This window comes from Paracandidimonas lactea, from assembly GCF_021653995.1.
Taxonomy (GTDB): domain Bacteria; phylum Pseudomonadota; class Gammaproteobacteria; order Burkholderiales; family Burkholderiaceae_B; genus Allopusillimonas; species Allopusillimonas lactea.
Map to the genome: position 1 here is coordinate 1 of NZ_JAJJOZ010000009.1, position 22,270 is coordinate 22,270.

Annotated in this window: 19 protein-coding genes and 1 pseudogene; 6 read left to right on the plus strand and 14 right to left on the minus strand. The window is 60.2% G+C overall.

Annotated elements, in window-relative coordinates:
• Positions 1-226: 226 nt before the first annotated feature.
• From LOL23_RS19175 to LOL23_RS15220, 8 genes and pseudogenes are all read right to left on the minus strand, one after another.
• Positions 227-355: pseudogene (locus LOL23_RS19175) on the minus strand (preprotein translocase); the annotation flags it as partial.
• Positions 356-418: 63 nt separating this feature from the next.
• A complete protein-coding gene (locus LOL23_RS15190) occupies positions 419-1,414 on the minus strand; it encodes a beta-keto acid cleavage family enzyme (RefSeq protein ID WP_160977167.1) in 996 nt (331 codons plus the stop codon).
• Positions 1,411-2,106, minus strand: coding sequence for a hypothetical protein (locus tag LOL23_RS15195; RefSeq protein WP_160977169.1), 696 nt, complete (start codon positions 2,104-2,106; stop codon positions 1,411-1,413). Before LOL23_RS15195 ends, LOL23_RS15190 begins: the two co-directional genes overlap by 4 nt.
• A gap of 19 nt (positions 2,107-2,125) precedes the next feature.
• Positions 2,126-3,034 (minus strand): NAD(P)H-dependent flavin oxidoreductase, encoded by a 909-nt coding sequence (locus tag LOL23_RS15200; protein WP_237173828.1) that lies wholly within the window; start codon positions 3,032-3,034, stop codon positions 2,126-2,128.
• A gap of 53 nt (positions 3,035-3,087) precedes the next feature.
• On the minus strand, positions 3,088-4,062 hold the full coding sequence (locus LOL23_RS15205) for a Bug family tripartite tricarboxylate transporter substrate binding protein (RefSeq protein WP_160977173.1): 975 nt from the start codon (positions 4,060-4,062) through the stop codon (positions 3,088-3,090).
• Entirely contained in the window at positions 4,059-4,787 is a 729-nt protein-coding gene (locus LOL23_RS15210; RefSeq protein ID WP_237173829.1) for an alpha/beta fold hydrolase, read from the minus strand. Before LOL23_RS15210 ends, LOL23_RS15205 begins: the two co-directional genes overlap by 4 nt.
• Positions 4,784-6,511, minus strand: coding sequence for a class I adenylate-forming enzyme family protein (locus LOL23_RS15215; RefSeq protein ID WP_160977177.1), 1,728 nt, complete (start codon positions 6,509-6,511; stop codon positions 4,784-4,786). Before LOL23_RS15215 ends, LOL23_RS15210 begins: the two co-directional genes overlap by 4 nt.
• Position 6,512: 1 nt before the next feature.
• Positions 6,513-7,967, minus strand: coding sequence for a carotenoid oxygenase family protein (locus LOL23_RS15220; protein WP_237173830.1), 1,455 nt, complete (start codon positions 7,965-7,967; stop codon positions 6,513-6,515).
• 133 nt (positions 7,968-8,100) lie between these two features.
• Between LOL23_RS15220 and LOL23_RS15225 the strand changes: the two genes are divergently transcribed.
• The 6 genes from LOL23_RS15225 (at position 8,101) to LOL23_RS15250 (ending at position 15,689) form a co-directional block, all read left to right on the plus strand.
• The gene (locus LOL23_RS15225) at positions 8,101-8,889 is read left to right on the plus strand and encodes an IclR family transcriptional regulator (RefSeq protein WP_160977179.1); all 789 of its coding nucleotides are present in this window, start codon (positions 8,101-8,103) and stop codon (positions 8,887-8,889) included.
• An 82-nt stretch (positions 8,890-8,971) separates the two neighbouring features.
• Complete coding sequence (gene phnD, locus LOL23_RS15230) at positions 8,972-9,901, plus strand: phosphate/phosphite/phosphonate ABC transporter substrate-binding protein (RefSeq protein WP_160977181.1); 930 nt, start codon at positions 8,972-8,974, stop codon at positions 9,899-9,901.
• A 21-nt stretch (positions 9,902-9,922) separates the two neighbouring features.
• Positions 9,923-10,732: a phosphonate ABC transporter ATP-binding protein gene (locus tag LOL23_RS15235; protein WP_160977183.1), complete on the plus strand. Its 810-nt coding sequence runs from the start codon at positions 9,923-9,925 to the stop codon at positions 10,730-10,732.
• Entirely contained in the window at positions 10,729-12,711 is a 1,983-nt protein-coding gene (locus LOL23_RS15240) for a PhnE/PtxC family ABC transporter permease (protein ID WP_237173831.1), read from the plus strand. Before LOL23_RS15235 ends, LOL23_RS15240 begins: the two co-directional genes overlap by 4 nt.
• Positions 12,712-12,775: 64 nt before the next feature.
• A complete protein-coding gene (locus tag LOL23_RS15245; protein WP_237173832.1) occupies positions 12,776-13,315 on the plus strand; it encodes a DUF2946 family protein in 540 nt (179 codons plus the stop codon).
• A 307-nt stretch (positions 13,316-13,622) separates the two neighbouring features.
• Positions 13,623-15,689, plus strand: coding sequence for a TonB-dependent copper receptor (locus LOL23_RS15250; protein ID WP_160977189.1), 2,067 nt, complete (start codon positions 13,623-13,625; stop codon positions 15,687-15,689).
• A 48-nt stretch (positions 15,690-15,737) separates the two neighbouring features.
• Here the strand turns inward: LOL23_RS15250 and LOL23_RS15255 are convergent, their stop codons facing one another.
• From LOL23_RS15255 to LOL23_RS15280, 6 genes are all read right to left on the minus strand, one after another.
• Positions 15,738-16,703, minus strand: a complete 966-nt coding sequence (locus tag LOL23_RS15255; RefSeq protein ID WP_160977191.1) for a Bug family tripartite tricarboxylate transporter substrate binding protein — start codon at positions 16,701-16,703, stop codon at positions 15,738-15,740.
• A 116-nt stretch (positions 16,704-16,819) separates the two neighbouring features.
• Positions 16,820-17,557: an enoyl-CoA hydratase/isomerase family protein gene (locus LOL23_RS15260; RefSeq protein WP_160977193.1), complete on the minus strand. Its 738-nt coding sequence runs from the start codon at positions 17,555-17,557 to the stop codon at positions 16,820-16,822.
• Between the two features lie 30 nt (positions 17,558-17,587).
• A complete protein-coding gene (locus tag LOL23_RS15265; RefSeq protein ID WP_237173833.1) occupies positions 17,588-19,657 on the minus strand; it encodes an acetate--CoA ligase family protein in 2,070 nt (689 codons plus the stop codon).
• 63 nt (positions 19,658-19,720) lie between these two features.
• Complete coding sequence (locus LOL23_RS15270) at positions 19,721-20,458, minus strand: enoyl-CoA hydratase/isomerase family protein (protein ID WP_237173834.1); 738 nt, start codon at positions 20,456-20,458, stop codon at positions 19,721-19,723.
• Between the two features lie 5 nt (positions 20,459-20,463).
• Complete coding sequence (locus tag LOL23_RS15275) at positions 20,464-21,057, minus strand: cysteine dioxygenase family protein (protein WP_160977199.1); 594 nt, start codon at positions 21,055-21,057, stop codon at positions 20,464-20,466.
• The gene (locus LOL23_RS15280) at positions 21,057-22,229 is read right to left on the minus strand and encodes a CaiB/BaiF CoA transferase family protein (RefSeq protein WP_160977201.1); all 1,173 of its coding nucleotides are present in this window, start codon (positions 22,227-22,229) and stop codon (positions 21,057-21,059) included. Before LOL23_RS15280 ends, LOL23_RS15275 begins: the two co-directional genes overlap by 1 nt.
• Positions 22,230-22,270: the final 41 nt, after the last annotated feature.

A 22,270-nucleotide genomic window follows, 5' to 3' on the forward strand; every position in this document is an offset into this window, starting at 1 on the left:
ATTGCTTCCATTAGAAATGTTCTTCGCAAAAACAAGTCTAATGAATACCGCTTGTCCCCCGTTCATGATGTAGAGCCGCACCTTGTAAACACTTTCGTGAAATACGGGGGCGCATTAAGTCATGCAACGCCGGCGCTCGCTGAACGTGCAGCGGTGCAGTCTTTATTTTTTGCTCGGCCTGCCACATGTCATAGGCGGTTTGTTCCGCCAGCCACAAGCGGGCTTCGCCGCGACGCTCAAGCCCCAGCCATGCCTCTATGCGCAGCAAGTCCAACGGGCGGCGGCGGTAGTGCTTTTCGGCAATGGCGCTGGGCTTGTGTCCTTGAATTTGCGCCACCACGCCAGCCGGGGCCTCCAACCCATTCGGGCTCGTCCCCGGATCGTTCGGGACGAAACGCGTGCCGGTGCGATGGCCGGCTCAGGCGCCAATCATCTTGCGATACTCGGCGGGTGAAGCAATGTCCCTGCCCGTCACCGCAGATATGTGGGTCGCCAGTTGATAGGCTTGCAGGTTGGATTCGACGCGATCATCGCGATGCGGCCAGAGCCAGTATGTGTCTTCCATGCCGACCCGGATATGCAGGCCCATGAGTGCGGCAAGCGTGGCAACATACATGCTGGCCCGGCCGGCTGCACACACCATGATCATGCCTTCGGGGTCAATGTCGCGAATGGCGCTGACCATGCGGGTCAGGCCTTCGACCATCTGACGTGGGTTTTCCATGGGGCTGCAACCTGGCAACGCGGGCAATATCAGCCAGACGGCAGGTGTCTGGATCAAGCCACTGCGAATCAGGAACCGGTCGGCATTGGAGATGTCCGCATCGGTGTATACCGCAATTTCGGGCACGGCGCCCGATTCAACGATCAAGCGCGTCTTTTCCATGAGCAGCGGTGCCGGCTTGGCAAACAGCGAATCACCGATATATGTCACGGTTGCGTTGACGGGTGCGGCGTCCAGCAGCCCCGCATTCAGCACGCGCCGCATTTCGTCCCACTCTCCTTCAAGCGCGGGCACCAGACACCCATCGACGGCCAAGTCGGGATAGGCTTGCTTCAACGGCTTGATAACAGCCTCGAAGCGCTCCAGGGAGAGCGTGTTGTAGCCGTCGTCATCCCGTACATGGATATGCACAGTGCTCGCCCCCGCCTCAAGAACGGACAGAGACGACTGCCTGATGGCATCGGTGGTCAGCGGCTGATTCGGGTTCTGGTCATGCTTGAAGAATGCGCCTGTGATGGCAACGGAAATCGCCAGTTTTTCAGGAATACGCCAAGGCACAGAAATAGCCGCATCATGTAATGAGGAATGCTCCAAATCAAGAATCTGCGGAGCGCCGTAAGGCTTCCAGATCATTCTCGAATTATCGCGTTCCACGCCATCTTGAATACGCTTCCAGTTGATCGTTGTCATGCTTTCAGAATTCCTTCTTCTGTTGTAAGGGATGTGAAGTTCAATTTTTGAGCCGGCGCCAGGGCACAGCATGTGCACGCTTCGCCATGCATGCTCATGCGCCCATGTATCGCCATCAACAGGCGGTCCAGCCATTCCGTCAAAGCACAGGGCCGCGCGGGGGTGTCCGTATCCATGCGTACAGACAGTCGCAAACCGACGCTGTCGCGATCCCGGCCCACGACATTTGCCTTGGTACGATCGCTCTCCACGCTCGCCACCAGCTCGCACGGGATCGGGGGCGGGCGATGCAAGGCCAGTGCGGCAACCTCAGCCACCAGGTCCATTACCTGAATGCAAAGCGCGTCTGGGCGGGCGATGTGCAATGTGAGGCAGGACAAACCATGGGTCAGTGCGCGTTGGGCGACAGCGTTCACGGCTGGCAACGCTTGGCACACATAAACAACCCATGTTTCGCTGTTTATCCAGGCTTTCGAGCACGCCGCCGATACGCCCTCCTCGGCATGCCCCGCGTTAAGGTAAACAGGATGCTCCGGGCCTGCCTCTGGTACCCGCGACAAGCCCTGGCCTATTGAGCCCCCGGGAACCACCTGAAGCGTCAATACCCTCATACGCGAACCGGCCAACAGATCGCGAAACACGACGAGCTGCGCGATATTGTTCTGAATATCGTTGGTCAACAGAATATTCATTGCTGCCAGGCCACCTTGTTCATGCGCTCAGGGCGAGCATTCTTTCGCGGGCATGTCGATACTCATGTGTAATTTGAGCGATCACATGACCCGTTGATTCCACGCGCTCGATGGACTCCACACCCTGGCCCGCCGCCCAGATATCCTTCCAACGCCTGGCATCCAAAGACTTGCTGCTGTCGTAGTTCCGTTCGGGCACGGCGGGCATATTGTTCAGGTCCACACCATTGGCCTCGAGCGAGGGTTTCAACCAACTGGCCGGGGCGCCGGTCAGCGCAGCGCTAATGATCAGATCGTCCACCGTGCTGTCCACGACCATCTGCTTATAAGCGTCCTGCGCCATACTTTCGTGGGTAGGTATGAATCTGGTTCCCATGTAGACCAGATCTGCCCCCGCGGCGATCGCGCCTGCCACTCCCCAGCCATCGCTGATTCCACCGCCGATGGCAATCGGGCCGTCAAAGAATCGCCGCACCGCACTCACGAATGAAAAGGGCGAGAGTTGACCTGTGTGCCCGCCTGCCCCAGCCGAGATGCAAGCCAGCCCGTCAACTCCTGCAGCGACTGCCTTGCGGGCCAGCGCCAGATTAATGACGTCGGCGATTACCAATCCCCCATAACCATGCACAACCTCAATGACAGGTTTCGGGCTGCCCAAGGCGGTCACAACAATAGGCGGCTGGTATTTCGCAACAAGCCGCAGATCCTCTGGAAGACGCTGGTTTGATGTGTGGGTAATGAGGTTCGCGCACCATGGACCGACCAGTTTGTCGGGGTTGGCCTGGCGGAACTCCGCCAGGCTGACGACAATCTGCTCCATCCACGCTTCCAAAACGCCAATAGGCCTGGCGTTCGAGGTTGGAAATGCGCCGACAATCCCGGATTTACAGGCTTCGATAACCAGCTCAGGTCCGGATATCAAAAACATGGGGGCTGCCACAACTGGCACCGTCAAACGAAATGGGATTCTGGACATATTGCTCATCGCTCCCCCAGAAACTTGGCAGCATCAATGGCGGAACCCCACAAGCGCTGGTCGGCTTGAATATGCGCGACAAACTCGGCCGAGGTAGAAGGCAGCGGTGTCATATCGAGGCGAGCCCATTTTTCCTTCAATGCAGGGTCTTGCAGAATCTTCACGATCTCTTTGTTCAACCACGCCACCACGTCCGGCGGAGTGTCGGGCGAGGCGGACAGCCCGGCCCAGATATATACGGTCAAGGCATCCAAACCTTTTTCGCGGAATGTGGGCACGTCGGGCAGCAGCGAGGACCGCTCTGGACTGGATACCGCCAGCACCTTGAGCTTGCCCGTATCCGTGAGCGTCTTGATCGCCGCCAAAGGCAGTATGGCCGCGTCCACATGCCCGCCCATCAGGTTCTGGACGGCGGCTGGTGTGCCATTGAAGGGAACGCTCAACATATCGATCCCCGCCTTGCTGTTCAGCAAGGCCCCCAGATACTGAGACGAAGCGATGAATGAGGCGTATGTAATGCTCTTGGGGTGCTCTTTCACCCAGCGTATGAATTCGTCCAACGAGTTCACGGGCATATCCTGGCGCACAGCCAGCACCAGTGTCATTCCTATCATGCTCGAAACATGCGTGAAATCCCGGATCGGGTCGTAGGGCAGGTTCTTCATCAGATGAGGATTGATGCCCATGATGGAGGTCGTGGAAACCAGCAGGCTATAACCGCTGTCTTTGGCGTTGATCACAGTTTGGGCGGCAATCACCCCTTCCCCACCTGCTCGATTCTCGACAATCATGGTTTTGCCGGTGTTCTTGTGAAACTGGTCGGCCAGATCCCGGGTGGCGGCGTCGAGCACGTTGCCGGCCTGGAAGGGGGTGATGATTCTGATGGGTCGTTCGGGAAACGTATTGGCAACGGCCACACCGGACGCGATAAGACAGGCTCCCGCCACGCAAGCGACGCTTTTAAATAACCGATACTTCACAGTGTCTCCATTCTGGTTTTAGTGGTTTTCTTTTCCATGAAAACCTTGTTAATCAACTTCTTGAACGCTTCCGTTTTTTCCAGGGGCAGCATGTGGCCGGCATCCGGCACAATTTGCAGACAGGCGCCCGGGATAAGCGACGCCATCTCCTCGGATAAGTGCTGAGGTGTCAGCCTGTCGTTTTCGCCGCAGAGAACATGCACTGGTATCGAAATACGGCCAAGCATGGACCTGACGTCAGGCCTATCCATGATCGCCCTGCATTGCTGGCTGGCGATCTCCGGCCCGATATGCATTCCCATATCGACGATGCACTTTCCAGTCGCTGGCGTAGGCTGAGAAAAGCCCACCGCGGCAAGATGCTCCAACATCTTGGGGAAATTGCTCCCGATATATTCGATGGCTTTCCGTCTGTTCGCCTTTTCATCCTCTGTAGCTGCGCGTGCCGACGTTGATATCAACACGGCCGCTTCAGTGGGGCGTCTCATGTCACTTAACATGTTCAACACGACGTAACCGCCCATGGAGAATCCGCACAACACGATCTCCCGCTCTGCCGGCAAAGACAGAATCAGCTGCCAGGCGGCGTTGGCCATCTCTTCAATGGATTTATGCTGTCGCGTATCGGCTATCTGCAGGTCGAATTCAGAGGTGGCCGATATCAAAGGCACGCATAGGCGTTCATCGCACAACATGCCTGGCACAAAAACAAGAACAGGCTTCATCCCGCCGCCCCGTCGCCGAAATAGGTCTGACGCAGCTCGCGCTTCAGCACCTTGCCTAGCAGATTGCGCGGCAGGCTGTCCGCGATGATCAGCTTCTCGGGCAGTTTGAAGGCGGCGATCTTCTCTTCGTTGCGCAGATAATCCACCAGCACCGGCAAGCTCAACGCAACGCCGTTTCCGGGTACCACGACCGCACAGACACGTTCGCCCAGGCGCTCGTCCGGCCAGCCGATAATGGCCGCCTCGCGAATGGCGGGATGCCCCAGCAGCAGGTTCTCAATCTCCTCCGACGATATGTTCATGCCGCCCCGAACAACGATATCTTTCGACCTACCGACGAAGCGGTAGTACTGTTTATCGTCCCCCGCTATTTCGAAAAGATCGCCGGTGCGGTAGTACCCTTGATCGTCGAAGGCGTTGGCGGAAAGCTCGGGCGCCCGATAGTAGCCGCTAAAAATCGTCGGCCCTTTGAAACGCAGCTCTCCTACTTGATTCGCCAAAGTTATATCCGCCCCCGTCTCCAGATCGACCAGACGGGTGCTGACTCGACGCGAATTTCCGACCGACCAGTTGAAATCTGTGACGCCGTATCGAGGAAAGAAGTTGGCGCGCTGGCGCCTGTCGGGAATATCCTGTGGCGTCGAGGCCAGTGCCGCCCCCTCGTTGGAACCGTAGTAATTCACGATTTCCACGCCGAAGCGCGTATGGTATTGCTCCACCAGCCAATCCGAGACTGGTCCGCCGCCCGATCCGATACGCGTCAGCACGTCGAAATTGATGCCGGCCAGCTTCTCCACGTCTTTCAACAGCATACTCAGCACGGCCGGCGCGGAAACCGCATAGTTGATGTTCTCGGCGCGCAATTGGTCAACAAAGACATCCACATCGAAAGGATGGTGGTGATGCAGGCCACCGCCTATCATCAGCCAGGCGATCAGGCTGGTGGATATGCCCGCCATATTGACGAAGGGATAGGGGATCAACAACTGGTCGCCCTGGGACAATTGCCCCGCATCGATGACAGAACTACCGACAATAAACCATTCATTGTGGCTGCGCGGTACACCTTTGGGTTGCGCTTCGGTGCCCGACGTCCAGCATATCGTCAACACGTCATTAGCCGTCACGTTCGACTGTGCGAGCGCTTGCGTCAATTGCGCGGCATCGAGAGAGGGCAAGCCACTGATGCTTTCCTCGATATTCGTAGCCTCGGTATGGAGCCCGGCCTCCGCCCCCAGGTACCAGACCTTTTCGAGCGATTCGAGTTTCCCGGCGTTGCTCAGCAGCTCCTGCAAGGGCCGATGATTGCCTAAACGGGTCACTGTGATGGCGCAGCGTGCGTGCGTCACCTCGAACACGTGTTTCAACTCGTGATAGCGGTACTGCATGGGCACGGGCGAAACAATAATGCGGCTGATGGCGCAGGCCAAATATATGGCATGCAGATCAACCATATTCGGCAGCTGCACGACGACGACCTCGTCGGGACGAACGCCTTGCTCCTGAAAGAACGCAACATATCGGCCCACTTTGTGCAGCAGCTCGGCCCAGCTCCACCGTCGCGGCGCGATGTCCGTCAAACTCGCCAGGTTCGGCGGATCGGCTACCGCGAAGGTATCCCGCAATTGATTCGCAGTCCGAATGAATCGCTCACCCAAGGTTTCAGTACCCCACCACCCCTTATCCGTGTATTGAGCGATGATGTCTTTGGATGCCAGTATCATCTTATTTCCACTTATCCAGATTGGCTTTGCTGACAAAGGTCGCGTGAAAACCATGCGGCACTCGGCGCGGCAGAATCACCCTTGCAACCGGGCCTTCCGCGAGCTTCGCATTCTTCGTATCGAAAATCTGGATCTCGGAACGCTCTTCCCGCGGGTTCCAGGCGAACGTAACCAGATAGCCGTCGTCTTCCGCTACGCTGTTGTCGCGCGGGGCAAAACCGGGCTCGTTGTAGAAAAATTGCGGGCCCTCGCTATAGGCGACATAGCCGCCGGTGTTCAGGTTGAACTTCACCAGGCCTGGGTAGCGTGGTTCTTCCTTTCCACCGTGGGGAAAAATCACGTTATAGGTGAATGTATTTTTGCGCCCCTGATATGCCGAATTAATGACGGGAAATTCTGAATTCAGCACATCATCAATGACTCTTTCTGTGGTTTCACCTGTTTTCAGATTGAAGCGCCACTCGTACAGCACATAATCCCGCTGACGCCAATGTATGGTTTCCTCCAAACGGCGGAAATCCAGACTGCCGTCTTTCGCCGAATGCATGCGATAGGGTGTCCCCACCATGACAACCTCGTCCGCATCTTCCCAGGCATTGACGACGTGCAGCAGGTAAGTGGGCTTGGCTTCGAACCACCGGATGTCATCGGGCTGGCCATAGCGTGGAACAATGGCGAACCGGCTGGGCCGGTCTTCATACATTTTCACCTTGTAGCGGCCGGCCTGCAGCGCCTCGCTATCGGGCCGCAACGGGAAATCATGCAAGATGACATAGTTCTCGGTGACGGCCATGTCATGAGGCAGCGACGGGCTGTCCAGGGGGATTTCGATTTTGTGTTTCAGTTGCCGATCAGGCCCCACCACGCCGTACGTCATGTAGGGCGGCTTCACATCGTAATCGAACCACAATAACTCCCCGGTATGTTCGTCGGGCCTGGAATGCGCGGACACCCGTGTCGAAACGCCATCGAAAGCGTAGTGCCCTACCGTTTCCAGTGTTTCCGGATTGACGGCATACGGCATACCCGAGCGATACCACATGGCAATCAGATTGCCGGCATGATATTTGACATCGGTATTGGCGGTATTTTTCCAGAGCTGATCTGGCCTGTCGGCTCTGACCGGCTCTTTGAGCCCTTTCCAAAGTGATTTGCCCGCTTCTTTTTCTTCTTCCAAGCCACTGGTCGCCACGAACTTATTGCGATAGGTGACTTTTCCGTTCTCAAATTTCACGGCATGCAGCATGCCATCGCCGTCATAGGCGTGATATCGCCAATCGGGCGGAAAATACGAGTTCGGCCCGTTCCTGACATACAGACCATTCAAATCTGTGGGGACAGTGCCGATCGTCACCATGTCCTCAAAAATATCTTCTTCATGAACGGGCGCATTGTTGCCGTTCAATGCCGGAATATCGTTGACCGGCAATGGCTCTCGATTCAGCGTCGTCACCATGCATCTCCTTTAAATTTGAATTAATCAAATGTGATGGATTGGATTATGTTTAGCCCTATACAACTTGTGGCTGGCAGTTCTGCTATGTATGATTGCATTTCGCTATGTCATATTTTCTTGACTGGATCGTGCCATGAAGCCTCAGAGTCGAGTGCCGCTGGGTTATGAGGAGTACGAGGGAGACAGGCAATTCGCCACGACGCTGGCCCGCGGGATGCAGCTACTCCGCTGCTTCAGCACCGACACCCTTGAGCTGGGCAATAAAGAGTTGGCGAACATGCTGCGGCTACCCGCCGCCACGGTGTCCCGGCTTACCTACACGCTGCTTTGCATGGGCTACCTGACCCAGAGCAAGAACTACGGGAAGTACCGGCTGGGCAACAAGATTCTGGTGCTGGGCTCTCCGTTGTTGGAGTCGTACCGGATACGAACACGGGCTCGCCCATTAATGTGGCAACTGGCCAAAGAGACCGGTGGCACGGTTGCCATCGGTGTTCGCGATCAAATGGGTATTGTGTGCATAGAGGCCATTCGCGCCGATAACAATCGCCTTTACCGGATGGACGTCGGAGAGGTGCGCCCCCTCATCGGCACAGCACTGGGCAGGGCCTGCCTAATGTCCTGCCAGAAAGACGAGCGCATGCAAATTCTGAACCAGATCCAGATCAGATCGCCGGAAGACTGGCAACGGTTTGGCGAGGCGACCATGGCAAACATCAAGCAGTTCGCCCGCCACGGCTGCTGTACCAACGTCGGCGAGCTGTATCCGGACGTGCAGGCGGTCGCCGTCCCCATGGGCCGCATCGATCAAGACGAACCTGCATCTTTGAGCTGCTCGTTCCAAGGCGTAAAGCTCGACGCGTCCTGGCTGCGGGAAACAATCGCCCCCAAACTGATCAGCCTGATTCGTGAGATAGGGTAGTTAAGCGTCGTCGCTACGCGCTGTGCATGCACTGCGTTGCCCGCAGTACTATAGGGCTCCCCACCAAACCCGGAGCTTCTCCATGACCGATACGTTCTCTGCCGTGCGCAGGAAGTATTTGCGTTCCGCGTCCGCACTCGCCTTGGCACTGGCGACGCCACTGTCTTTCAGCGCGCGTGCGCTGGCCCGGCAGCAACCCGCAAAACTCATCATCACTGCCATCCCCGACGATGGCGATGCCGATCGTATGCGGGAGAATTTCGGCGCGCTGGCCGCCTATCTTGGAAAGGCCGTCGGCATTCCGGTGGAATACATGCATGTCGAGAACTATGCGGCCAGTGTCACCGCGCTGGCGACGGGGCGCGCCCACATTGCCTGGCTGGGCGCGGTGACGATCGCGCAAGCGCGCATGATGATGGGCGACAAGCTCACCATCCTTGGCTGTCGCGATATCGACAAGCGGTTCGTCAGTTATTTCATCGCCAACCCCACCACAGGGCTGGGCGAGGTGGCCGACTTGAAAGCCTTGGCCGCGCTGGCGAAGGGTAAATCATGGACGTTCACATTCGGCAGCAAGAGCAGCACGTCGGGCCATGTACGGCCACGCAAGTTCTTCATGGACCAAGCCGGCACCGCGCCGGAGAACGTCTTCCGCACGGTCGCATACTCGGGCAGCCACGATGTGGTGATGCAAATGGTGTCCAACGGCGCGTACGATGTCGGGGCGTTGAACTACGCGTCATGGGAGAAAGCCTCCGAAGCGCTCAAAGCCAGGGCGCCGATCATCTACAAGACGCCGCCCTACATCGATTACGGGCTGGCGGCGCGCGCCGACCTGGACGAAAGCCTGTTGCAGCGGCTGCGCGCGGCTCTGCTTGTGCTGGACGCGGGCGATGCCAACGGCGCAAAGGTGCTCAGCTACCTGAAGGCGAAGCGCTTCGTCGAGGCGGATATGTCCGAATGGCAGGGCTATGTTGACTTGCTGCAGTCGGGCCTCGATATCGGCGGTTGATGTCTGCTTCAAACGATTGCGATGATTGAATCCAGCGCCCGCCCCGCAGCCCCGGCATCTGTTGTGCTTGAACACGCTTCGGTGTCTTACGGGCATCGACGCGTGCTCGATGCCGTGAGCCTGTCTGTGTCGCCCGGGGAACGCGTGGCCGTGATCGGCCCTTCGGGTGCGGGCAAGACCACGCTGTTTCGCCTGATGGCGGGCCTGATCAAGCCCGCCGAGGGCCAGGTCACAACACTCCATCAGGACACGGCCAGGTTATCCGGCAGGCGGTTGCAGCGGCTGCGGCGAGAAGTTGGCTTCCTCCATCAACAAGACAACCTCATCCCTCAATTGCGCGTGCTGCACAATGTACTGATGGGGCGGCTGGGTCATTGGCCGCTGCCCCGCGCGCTGCTTTCCTTGCTGTGGCCGCAACAGATCCATCTTGCACGCGCTGCTCTTGCGCGCGTTGAGCTGGCCGATCGGTTATGGGCATTGCCCGACGAGCTTTCGGGTGGCCAGCAGCAACGTGTCGCTGTGGCGCGCCTGATGGTGCAGCAACCCAGGCTGATCCTGGCGGACGAGCCGGTCAGTGCGCTGGACTTGCGGCTGGGCCAGGAGATCATCGCGCTGCTGTGCGAGCTGGCGCGACGCGACGAGGCGGCGCTGTTGATCAACCTGCATACCCTTGATCTGTTGCAAGGCAATTTCGACCGCGTTGTTGCCTTGCGAGAGGGCCGTATTTTCTGGCAAGGCGTGCCCGCCGACATCAGTCAGCAACTGCTGCGCGATCTGTACGGTGCGGAATACCGGGCGCTGCGCCTGGACGATCTGGCGCTGCCGGCATGACGGCGATTGCAATAGAAGCCGCGGCCTTGCACGGCCGAACCCGGCGCCCGCTGGGCAATTTCCTTGCGCTGTTGCTGCTGGCGCTGGCTGTGCTTGCCGCCTGTTTTTCCGTCGAATGGGACTGGGCGGCGCTAACCGATGCGCAGCGGCGAGCACAGGCCGCCGCAAGAATAGCGACGTGGCTGGCTGCTTTTCTGGCCCCTGACTTGTCCGGGGATTTCTTGTTGCATGCCTGGGACCTCACCTTGCAGACGCTGTCGGCGGCGGTGCTGGGCACCACGCTCGCCGTGCTGTTTGCGTGGCCGCTGGCGATGGGTGCGAGCCGCGCAGTGTGTGTGGGCGACGAGCAGGGCCTTTACGCTCACCGCCTGTGGCGCCACTTCCCCCTGCGTTCACCGGCCGCGCTGCTGTGCGCGGCCTGCCGCCTGCTGCAAGACGTCTTGCGGGCAGTGCCCGATTTTGTGTGGGCCATTATCCTCGTCGCCATGATTGGCCTGGGGCCATTGACCGGCGCACTGGCCCTGGCACTGAATATCACCGGCATCCTGGCCAAGGTTTATAGCGAACTGTGGGACAGCATCGACCCATCGCGGTATGCACAGGTACGCAGCCTGGGCGGTGGAAGGCTGGCGACCTTTCTGTACGGCATCCGCCCCCTCGCCTCGCGCAATGTGCTTTCATTCACGCTGATGCGGACTGAATGCGCGATTCGCAATGCGGCGGTGATCGGCGCGGTGGGCGGCGGCGGGCTTGGCGCGGAAATCTGGTATCAGATCCGTTTCGGTGCCTGGGACAAGATCGGTACGCTGATCGTCTTCACCTTGCTGTTGACCCTGACCGCAGATCTGGCAAGCAATCATGTGCGCAAGGCGCTGCGCGGAGATCCGGCCCAGGCCCAAGGCCGGGCGCCGATCACCGCTCGCATGGGCTCGCACCCCCGCCCGCCCCTGCGCGCATGGTACGCGGCAGGATTCGTGGCCGCGATATTGGTGTGGTCGCTCTGGTTCATGGGCTGGGGCAACCGGGCAGGCGATGGCGGGCAGGCACGGAATCATCTCGCGCCCGCCGTGGCGCTGATCACAGGCCAGGCCTGGAACAAGCTCAGTTTCTTCGAACGGCTGCTGTCGCCCGACCTCGACCTGGCAGCCCTCGGGCTCGGCAAGCCCGAGGCCATTGCAGCCCGGCAATCGGCCGGAAAGGCGGTAGACCTGTTCGCACATTATGGGCCGAGTGATGCCTGGCGTCCGGCCGCTTGGTCGGCCTGGCTGGATGAGCTTCGCAAATGGTTTGTGTGGCGCGCAATAGAGTCCGCCGCCGTACCGCTGGCCATCGCGGTCGTCGGCACAATGCTGGGCGTAGCAGCCACCGTCTTGCTCACCTACCTGCATTCGACAAGCTTCCAGTGGCTGTCCGAACGCTTCACCGGTGAAACGCCGTCGTCCTGGCGCCGGGCGTGGCGTGCATTGCAACTGGTCGCCGCACGGGCCGTTGCCGTCATTGCACGCGGTGTACCCGAAGTGATGTGGGCGTTTCTTTTCATCGCCTTCTTCGGGCCGGGCCTCGTGGCGGGCATGCTTGCCATCGCCGCCCACACCCTGGGTGTGCTGACCCGTGTGTTCGGTGAAGCGCTCGACAACCAGCCGCTGCGGCGCTTCGAGTCTACCTGCGGCGCGTCGCGCCCCGTCACCTACGCCGCGGTGGCCGTGCCTTTGGTGTGGCGCGACTGGCGCACCTACACCTTCTTCCAATTCGAAAGCAATGTGCGGGCCGCCGTGGTACTCGGCCTGATCGGTGTCGGCGGCCTGGGCTTCCAGTTCAGCTTCAACTTCGAGTGGTTCCGCTTCGAGCGCGCCAGCACCTACCTCATTGTGATGATTCTGTTGACGGTGATCATCGATCGGAGTTCGCGGTGGTTGAACGTTTCGCGGGTGGAGGCGCCGGGAGGAAATCCATCACGGGGTAGATGGCGCCTGTTTTGACCTTGCGCAGACACTCAGCATGATAATGCCTGCCCCGGCAAGATGATCACGATACACTCCGGGCATGGCTCACCCGTCTCATTCCTCCCGCCCAGTACTGCGCCGTGCACGTCCGGCGCTTTGGCTGCTGGCGCTGGCGATTCTGCTGCGTGGGCTGATGCCATTGGGCTATATGCCCGACCTGACGGCCATACGCAGCGGCGAGCTGCGCATCACAATCTGTTCGGTAGGCATGCCGCCCGGCGCACTGGCTGCGCAAGACGCGGGGCCGCTGGCGCACATGTCGCGGCCTGCCGAGGCCGCTGGCATGCTTGTGCATGTGACGGGCGCGAAATACCACATCACCACCGAGACGGCGTCCGAAGCTGGGAACGATCACGGCAGCGATCGCGGCAACCATCATGCAAACGGCAGCCTGGAATGCCCTTTCAGCCTGCTGACCCATCTTGCCGCAATCGCCGGCGCGGCTACGCCTTCCGTACAGCCGCTTGCCATGGCGGCAGTGTTGCCGCTGCGGCCTGCCGCCTTTGCCGAACCGGTCGTCAACATACTGCGCGGTCCGCCGCTGGGTTCGCGCGCGCCGCCTATCTCCTTGTTCGCCTAAGGGCGACGGCCGGCTTTACCTTACAGACGCATGACCCGCATGGAGATCCCTCCGTGCGCGGATCCGCCTGCCCATAGACTCGCATCGATGCATCGACGCGGCCCGTCTGGGCAGCGCCTGCGACGGTGGCACCCGGCCTGGTTTCCGCCCTCCCTCTTCTTGAACCTCTGTGCCCGCTCGCGCAACACGCCGGCTGCGCTGCCGCTACGCGTGCGGCCCGCGCCCCCGTGCTTGCGGGCGGGTGTACGGGCGCGACGACGCACACCCGCGCTGTCATCGCCCTTTACGGTATGCACTAGGATAAAAAATGAACTACCCGATCGAATATGCGCGCAACGCGCTTGCACTGGCTGTGCTGGCTGCCATCTTTCCCGCCAGGGCCCAACAGGCCGACAACACGAACCAGGCACACGTCACCACGCTCGAAAACATCGTCATCACCGGCGTTGCGCCGACCTCGCCCGTGACGATCGTGACCGACCCCAAGCTGCCACGCCAACCCCTGCCTGCCAGCGACGGCACCGACTACCTGACGACCATACCCGGTTTCTCCGCCATTCGTAATGGCGGCTCGAATGGCGATCCTGTGCTGCGCGGCATGTTCGGCTCGCGGCTGAACATTCTGACCAACGGCGGCAATATGATTGGCGCATGCCCTTCCCGCATGGATGCTCCGTCATCCTATATCTCGCCCGAGACTTTTGACCGCTTGACGGTTATCAAAGGTCCACAGACTGTGCTGTGGGGGCCGGGTGCGTCAGCGGGCACGGTGCGCTTCGACCGCGAGCCGCCAGGCTTTACCGAAGCCGGTTTCCTGGCAGACGCTTCGCTGATGGGCGGGTCGTGGGGGCGCAACGATCAGGCCGTGGACATGACGGTCGGCAATGAGCGCATCTATGGCCGGGTCGGGTTCAATCATTCGCATGCCCAGGATTACAAAGATGGCGACGGCAACGTGGTGCCTTCACGCTGGGATAAATGGAATGCCGATGTGGCGCTTGGCTTCACGCCCGACGCGGATTCCTATTATGAGATCAGCGCCGGCACTGGCGACGGCGAAGCGCGCTATGCGGGACGCGGCATGGACGGCACGCAGTTCCGGCGCGAAAGCGCCGCCTTCCGATTTCGTCAAGCCAATCTGGGCGATGTGTTCACAACGCTGGAGGGCCAGGTTTACTACAACTATGCGGATCACGTCATGGACAATTACACGCTGCGGCAGTTCAAGCCCGGTGGCGGCATGAATCATCCCATGGCATCGAATGTGGATCGCAGGACGCAGGGAGGCCGCCTGGCCGCCACGCTGGCGCTCTCCGATACGGTATCAATGATTGCGGGCATGGACTTCATGGACAGCGACCACCGAGCGCGCAGCAAGATGGGCGCGATGCCATATTCGCCATGGACGCAGGATGCGAACTTCAGCAATGTTGGCGTCTTTGGCGAACTGACGTGGAAACTGGCGCCGCATCAGCGGATCGTGGGCGGTGCTCGCTTGGATCATGCGTCGACCAAGGATATGCGCAGCGTTACGGGCATGCGCGGGATGCAGCGGCTCAACCCCACCGCCAACGAGCGCCGCTCAGACACCCTGCCCAGCGGATTCGTGCGTTACGAACACGATCTTCAATCCCTGCCAGCCACGCTGTATGCGGGGATCGGACATGTGCAGCGGTTTCCCGACTACTGGGAACTGTTCTCTCCAAAGATGGGGCCAAGCGGCGCACGCAACGCATTTGACGGCATCAAGCCCGAAAAAACCACGCAGATCGATATCGGTGCACAGTACAAGACCGACACCGTGGAGGCATGGGTCTCGGCCTATGCCGGCACCATTGCGGACTACATACTGTTCGACTACATGCCGGGCGGCATGATGGGCTCCATCTCGCGCGCGCGCAACGTCGATGCCCGCATCATGGGCGGCGAATTGGGCGGCAGTTGGCGGGTGTCGCCGTCGTGGAAGCTGGGCGGCAGCCTCGCTTATGCCTGGGGCAAGAACCAGAGCGACAGCCGGCCTATGGCGCAGATTCCCCCGCTGGAAGTTTCGCTCAATGCGCAGTACGAGCAAGGGCCATGGTCAGCCGGTGCGGTATGGCGGCTTGTGGCCAGCCAGCATCGCTACGCCGTCAATCAGGGCAACGTCGTCGGCAAGGATTTCGGGCCCAGCGCCGGTTTCGGCGTGCTGTCGCTCAATGCCGGCTATGCCTTCGACAAGCGGGCCTCGTTGGCCATTGGCGTGGATAACGTGTTCGACAAGACCTACACCGAACACTTGAACCTGCTCGGCAACAGCGGCTTCGGCTACTCGGGCACATCACCATTCAACGAGCCCGGCCGCACGGTATGGGCGCGGGTGAGCTTCCGGTTCTAAGCGGAAAGGCCTGCGCGGCACGTTTGCCGCGCAGGCCTTTCCGAAAACTCACTGCAGCTTGATATTCACCTGCTTGATCAACTCACGGCACTGGGCCGTATCGATCTTGAGTTGCTTTGCAAACTCCGCTGGACCCTGAAAGCTCGGATACATACTCATAGATGCCAGTTGTTCCTCCATGTCCGGCCCTGCCATGACTTCTCCTGCCGCCTTCCCCAGTCGGTCGACAACCGCCTGCGGTGTGCCTGCGGGCGCATATATACCGAACCAGCTTGGTATCCCCAGGACTGCGCGCTGCTCTTCCAGCGTTGGCACATCGGGAAGCGCGGCTGACCGATTGTTTCGCGTAATGGCGAGCGCCTTGACCGAACCATTCAGGACTTGCGGCAATGTAAGGCTATCAACGACAAGATCGATCCGACCTCCCATCAGATCATTCAGTGCTTCGCTGGATCCCTTATAGGGTACATGGAGTGCCTCTATGCCCAGACGTTGCATCAGTGCGGCCGCCTGCAAGTGCGTAAGGGTGCCCAGGCCGGCCGAACCATATGTGAGCTTGCCCGGATGCTGTTTTCCATACTCGATCAGACCTTGAATATTCTGGGCTGGAAAATCCTTGCGGACCGTCACGATACCGATCGAAGACGTTAACTTGGCAATCGACACAAAGTCCTTCTCCGGGTCGTACTCGACATGCCGCAGGTAAGGCGTCACGGCCATGATGGCCGTCGGCGCAAGCAGCAATGTTGTTCCATCGGCCGCGCTGCGAGCAACGTATTGCGTACCGATCGAGCCACCCGCACCACCTTTGTTTTCCACCACAATGGTTTGCCCGAGCACCTCGCCCAGACGCTGCCCGACCAATCGCGCTACCTTGTCAGCCCCGCCACCCGGCGGATAAGGCACCACCAGCTTGATCGGGCCCGTGGGCGCCTGCGGCGCCGACATCGCAGGCGCCCCCATCACCAGACCGATCGCCATCGCGCCGAGCCATTTCCCCAGTCTCATCATCATCGTCCTCCTGTTGTGTATCGTTCGCCGCGCGACATCTTCCACTGGGCATCCGCTCCGGTGTAGACAATCGCGCGACGTTGTCCCTGCATCGTTATCTGTAGATCGCCTTCCGTGCATTACTTGCCGGTGTATACAGGCTTGCGCTTTTCGCGGAATGCGCGCATGCCTTCTTGTGTATCGGCGCTTTCACGCACCACGCCCAGATCCCGCACGATGTGCGCCATGTCTTCGGACGGCCCTTTGGCCAGCACGTGCCCCGTCACGAAGCGCTTGAGCGTGCGCTGAACCAACGGCGCCATCTCGGCCAGCGAGGCGGCCATCTCGAGCGCGGCCTCCACCTGCTTGCCCACTGGCACGACTTGATTCACAAGCCCCACATCGTAGGCGCGCTGCGCATCAAGGATGGCACCGCGCAACATGACGTCCATCGCCACCTTATGGGGAATCCGCGCGGCAAGGCCGGCAATCATCCCGCCCGTGAAGCCCAGCTTGGCCTCGGGATAAGAAAAGCGTGTGTTCTCGGCCGCCACCGCGAGGTCACACATCATATGCATTACCATGGCGCCGCCCACAACCCACCCAGCGGTCGCCGCGATGATCGGCTTTTCAGTGGTGATCCCCACGGTGGGTATGCAGCGCCACAGCTCTGGCAGGTTGGACACATCGGCACCGGCCGAGAATGCCTTGTCGCCCGCGCCGGTAATCACGGCAACCCGCTGGTCCGACTGGTCAAACTCGGCAAATCCATCCTGCAGCGCCAGCGCCGTATCTTTGCAGATGGCGTTGTGCTTGTCCTGCCGGTTGATCGTAAACAGCGTTACGGCCCCATGATGTTCTATCGTCACGACACTCATCGCCTTGATTCCTCCTTTGCGGGTTCAGCGTCAGGACAGCCGGGCGCGCGCATCCACGGCGACGCATCCCTGCCCCTGTATTTTCACTTTCAATGGGTTGATCTCGATTTCAAAATCGCGCTTGGCCAGATCGGACGCCAGCCAGCCCAGGCGCACCAACGCGTCGGCGACGCTATCGATGTCCAGACCGGCACGGCCGCGGTAAGGCTGCAGAAGCGGGGCCACGCGCAAACGCGCCAGCGCTGCTTTGGCCGTGTCCACGTCGAAGGGCGCGGGCAGCACCACGATGTCTTTCAGCGCCTCGACCAGCACGCCGCCGCTTCCCACAACCACCTGCGGGCCGAATTGCGCATCGCGCCGCGCGCCCAGAATCAGCTCCAGCTCTCCGCCTTCCATCGCCTGCAGCGAAAAGCCCTCGATCCGGGCGTTCGGGCAGACGCCCGCGATACGTTCGCGCATTGTCCGAAGACCGCGGGCCAACTGGGCTTCATCCATGATGTTCAGCAGTACGCCGCCAACATCCGATTTGTGCACGATATCGGGCGAAACAATCTTGGCTACCAACGGGAAGCCTACATCGGCCGCGCATGCAAGCGCCTCTTGCTCGGAACCCACCAGCCGTTCACGATTGACGGGTATGCCAATCGAGCCCAGGAGCTGCTTGCTCTCGAATTCACCCAGTTCGCCCGAGGGCAGTGCGGCAGCGGTGCAGCCTATTGGACGCACAGCCTCACCAGGTTCTTGGTACGCGGACCACGCGCGCCAGGCGGCCAGCGCTTGCACCGCTTCGCCCAGGTTGTCCGAGAACGGTTGGCGACGCTCAACAAGCACTTGACGCGACGCGTCTGCTGCCTGCCCGGGCTGCATCACAAACAGCGAGGGCTTGCCGCTCTGCCTGGCGCCCTCTTCCAGATAGCGCGTCACATCGTGCAGCGCAGGCGCAGTGGTCAACACCATCAGCGCCGCATCCACGCGGCTATCCTCCAAGGCGATGCGTGCGGTGCGCTCGACGATGTCGGACGCATTGGCTGCCACGTCGTGACGGCGCCCGCCCACATCAATCGGGTTCTGCGCCTGCCCTTCCGAATAGAGTTCGGCAAGCTTGTGCTGCGTTGCCGGCTCGAACTCCGCCAGCGGGATCCCCGCCTCGGAAAGACGATCCGCGCTCAGCGCACCGCCACCGCCAGAGGTTGTGATGATTGCGGTTTGATCCACGCGGCGGCCCGGATAACGCGCCATTGCGCTTGCCAGCAGCAGCATGGCGGCCGGGTCTTCCATCAGCACGATGTTCTCGCGCCGGAACACCGCTTCCATCGAGGCGTAATCACCCGCCATGCTTGCCGTATGGGAAAACGCGGCACGGCTGCCCATGCTTGTTTTCCCTGCCTTCACGGCCAACCAGGGCTTGCCGGCCGCGCGGGCCTTCCTGGCGAGAGCCACCAAACGAGCCGGTGACTTGACGCCCTCGATATAGGTGCATATCACTTTTGTCGCCGGGTCGTGAATCATCCACTCCACGAAATCGCAAAGCTCCAGATCGGCCTGGTTGCCCACCGAGACGCAATGACTGAATCCGATGCCCTGGCCTTGTGCGCGGTCGAACAAGGTCGCCATCAATGCGCCGCTCTGGCTGACAAAACCGATCGGGCTTTGCGCCAGCGTCTCCACGTCCAGGGCGGGCGATGAACATAGCACCAGGCGATGCGCGGGGCTGATGACGCCCAGACAATTCGGGCCGATCAGGCGCATGCCACCCTGCCGCGCAGCACGGACGACTTCGCGCTCCAGCGCCGCGCCTTCCTCCCCCGCATCAGAGAATTTCGATGTGATGACAATGCCGCAGCGCGCACCCTTCTGCGCGCATGCGCTCACTTCTTCCAATACCTTGGCGTGGGGGATCGCCATCACTACCATGTCAGGCGCTTCGGGCAGCTCGGCCACCGAGCGGTATGTCTTGATGCCCAGCAACGTCTCGCGCGCCGGATTGATCGGATACACCGTACCCGAGTACCCATGCCGCAGCAGCATGCGATACAAGCGCCCCCCAAATTTAGACTGGTCTTCCGATGCGCCAATCACCGCAACACTGCGGGGATTCATATACGCGCTCAGCGCGAGCGCCGCGTTTGCATTGTCCATTCGTTTACGTCCGTTGTTTAGCGTTCATTTTCGCGAAGCTTGGCGGTATGCCTCGATGCGCGACTTCAGCCCTGGCTCAGCCGCGGATTTCAGCAGTGCACACAAATCTGCATTGAGCTCGTCTGCTGTGCTGCGAGTGGCTCGCTGCACAGCAGCATGGGTATTCAGGGAAAGACGGGAAGATTCAGCGGCCAATTGTTCTATGCGGATGTCGATCTCAGCGTGGTCTACACGGTCGGTAAACATGCCCGCCTCATGCGCCTGCGCCTCGGAAATCAGACTGCCGCTCCGCACCCAAGCGCGGGCGCGGGCCGTACCCACAATGGACGCAAGGCGGCGCGTCCCCAGCACCAGGCCAAATGCCGCACCGGGAAAGCAGAAGCTTGCGTCACCCTTGATCCAGCGCTGCTCGCAGGCCAGGAACAGATCAGCCCCCGCACCCATGATGCGCCCATGACCAATGGCCGCCACCGTGAACGGCGCGGCATGCAACGCCTGCAACAGCAGCTCGATCCGGGCAAAGCGTGCCAGCAGGATGTCGTCGGTCACGGCATCGAGATCGGACAGATCGAAACCCGTGCAAAAATGCTTGCCTTCCGCTTCAAGCACCAGTAAACGCGTGCCGTCCTGGTAGCTTATGCGCACCTGCTCAGCAAGCATGTCGACCAGGTCGGGAGACAGGCTGTTGCCCCGCTCGGGCCGCCGAAGCGTGAGGCGGACAACACCCGCATGGCGCTCTGTTTTCAGTATCTCCTGCAGCATGCGCTTTAACCCACCCACAGATTCGGCACGAACGCGTTGGCATATCCCGACACAAACGCCTTGCTGGCCGCGGTGTCGGGATCGAACACAGATCGATTGATACGCCCGATATTTCCACCGTATATGTGTATGCTGATCGACACGCGATCGGAGAATGCGTTGCTTACCTGGTGAATGTCGCCAGAAGCCGGCGACACATAGGCTACCTCTCCCGCCCGCAGTACATCGGCTTCGCCCGCTTTGCGCAGGCCACTGCCTGATGCCTCGTACATCTGGTTGATTTCCGCGCCGCGCAGCACACCGATCACGCCCCAGACCGTATGATCGTGAACCGGTGTTTTCTGGCCCGGCCCCCAGACAAAGCTGACGACGGAAAAACGCTCGCGCGGATCTCCATACAACAGGTACTGACGATAGTATTGCGCGTCGGGCTCCGCCATTTCGCGCGGCAGCCAGTCGTCGTGAGCAACGAGCTGCTTCATCAGCGGCTCGATCCCCGCGCGTATTTCTGATTCGTCCAGCGCAGGCGCATCAAGCAACGTGTCGACGGCGCCAACAAACTTTCGCAAGCGTTCTGTGTTCTGCTGATTCGTACTCATTACCGACTACCCTCCCCCTGTGCGCAAGCCTCACGGATATTCTCGGAATGTTCGCCCAACGCCGGCGGATTCATTCTTATGGGAAATGCTTTGCCATCCATCATAAGAGGCGATGCAAATGTGCGTGTCTGCGTACCGCCCGGCAGCGAGATGTCGCGCACCCATTGCATATGGGCCACCTGATGGTCGCCAAGGGCGGCGGCATAGTCATTGATGCGCGCATGAGGCACGCCCGCCTCTCTGAATTTTTCTATCCATGTATCGACGGGAGCCGTCTGAAACACCGGCTCCAGAATATCCTTTAGCGCCAATTGATTGCGGGCGCGTTCAGTGGGCGACGCAAAGCGCGCATCATCGAACAGATGCTCCAGGCCAACAACCCTGCACACCTCCCGCCATAGCTTCTGATTGCCCGCCGCGATGGCGAAATACCCGTCCTTGGCCTGGTAAGCCTGGTAGGGTGCGTTTCTCGGGTGCGCCGATCCCAGCTTCCTCGGGCTGTTGCCGGTGCCGAAATACTCGCTGGTCTGCAAGGCGGCGATACCCAAGGTGCAGCCATACATGGGGACATCGATATGCGCGCCGCGCCCGCTAGCGCGCACGCGCAGCAGCGCGGAGGCCACGGCGTACGCCGCATACAGGCCAGACGCGAAATCCGACAACGGAACGCCGCATTTCACCGGCGCGCCATCAGGCTCTCCCGTCACGCTCATGACGCCTGAGGCTGCCTGTATGGTGAGATCAAAACCGCCCTCGGTCGCCCGGGGGCCAGTCTGCCCATAGGCGGAGATCGAGCAGTACACGAGCTTGGGGTGCTCGGCGGAAAGCGCCGCATAGCCCAGCCCCAGCCTGTCCATGACGCCGGGGCGATTGTTCTCGAGCACCACATCCGCACCCAGGATCAACGATTTTGCCAGCCGAACATCGTCCGCATTTTTCAGATCCAGCACAACCGACGACTTGTTCCGATTCAACGATGCAAAGTTTTCGCTAAAGCCTTCCCGGATCGGTGGCCATTGCCGCAGCGCATCCCCACCCGGCGGCTCCACCTTGATCACTTCCGCCCCCATGTCAGCCAACAGCATTGCCCCAAACGGGCCGGCCGCCACCGAACAGAATTCAATCACTCTGATCCCGGTCAATGGTAGAGCGCTCGTTTCGATCTCATTCATTTCGAGCCCTTTTCAAAAATTTTCCGCGCATAGGCGCAGGC

Coding starts and splice junctions, on each gene's coding strand:
- LOL23_RS15190 (WP_160977167.1), bottom strand. CDS start 1,414: ATGACAACGATCAACTGGAAGCGTATTCAAGATGGCGTGGAACGCGAT.
- LOL23_RS15195 (WP_160977169.1), bottom strand. CDS start 2,106: ATGAATATTCTGTTGACCAACGATATTCAGAACAATATCGCGCAGCTC.
- LOL23_RS15200 (WP_237173828.1), bottom strand. CDS start 3,034: ATGTTTTTGATATCCGGACCTGAGCTGGTTATCGAAGCCTGTAAATCC.
- LOL23_RS15210 (WP_237173829.1), bottom strand. CDS start 4,787: ATGAAGCCTGTTCTTGTTTTTGTGCCAGGCATGTTGTGCGATGAACGC.
- LOL23_RS15215 (WP_160977177.1), bottom strand. CDS start 6,511: ATGATACTGGCATCCAAAGACATCATCGCTCAATACACGGATAAGGGG.
- LOL23_RS15220 (WP_237173830.1), bottom strand. CDS start 7,967: ATGGTGACGACGCTGAATCGAGAGCCATTGCCGGTCAACGATATTCCG.
- LOL23_RS15225 (WP_160977179.1), top strand. CDS start 8,101: ATGAAGCCTCAGAGTCGAGTGCCGCTGGGTTATGAGGAGTACGAGGGA.
- phnD (WP_160977181.1), top strand. CDS start 8,972: ATGACCGATACGTTCTCTGCCGTGCGCAGGAAGTATTTGCGTTCCGCG.
- LOL23_RS15235 (WP_160977183.1), top strand. CDS start 9,923: ATGATTGAATCCAGCGCCCGCCCCGCAGCCCCGGCATCTGTTGTGCTT.
- LOL23_RS15240 (WP_237173831.1), top strand. CDS start 10,729: ATGACGGCGATTGCAATAGAAGCCGCGGCCTTGCACGGCCGAACCCGG.
- LOL23_RS15245 (WP_237173832.1), top strand. CDS start 12,776: ATGGCTCACCCGTCTCATTCCTCCCGCCCAGTACTGCGCCGTGCACGT.
- LOL23_RS15250 (WP_160977189.1), top strand. CDS start 13,623: ATGAACTACCCGATCGAATATGCGCGCAACGCGCTTGCACTGGCTGTG.
- LOL23_RS15255 (WP_160977191.1), bottom strand. CDS start 16,703: ATGATGATGAGACTGGGGAAATGGCTCGGCGCGATGGCGATCGGTCTG.
- LOL23_RS15260 (WP_160977193.1), bottom strand. CDS start 17,557: ATGAGTGTCGTGACGATAGAACATCATGGGGCCGTAACGCTGTTTACG.
- LOL23_RS15265 (WP_237173833.1), bottom strand. CDS start 19,657: ATGAATCCCCGCAGTGTTGCGGTGATTGGCGCATCGGAAGACCAGTCT.
- LOL23_RS15270 (WP_237173834.1), bottom strand. CDS start 20,458: ATGCTGCAGGAGATACTGAAAACAGAGCGCCATGCGGGTGTTGTCCGC.
- LOL23_RS15275 (WP_160977199.1), bottom strand. CDS start 21,057: ATGAGTACGAATCAGCAGAACACAGAACGCTTGCGAAAGTTTGTTGGC.
- LOL23_RS15280 (WP_160977201.1), bottom strand. CDS start 22,229: ATGAATGAGATCGAAACGAGCGCTCTACCATTGACCGGGATCAGAGTG.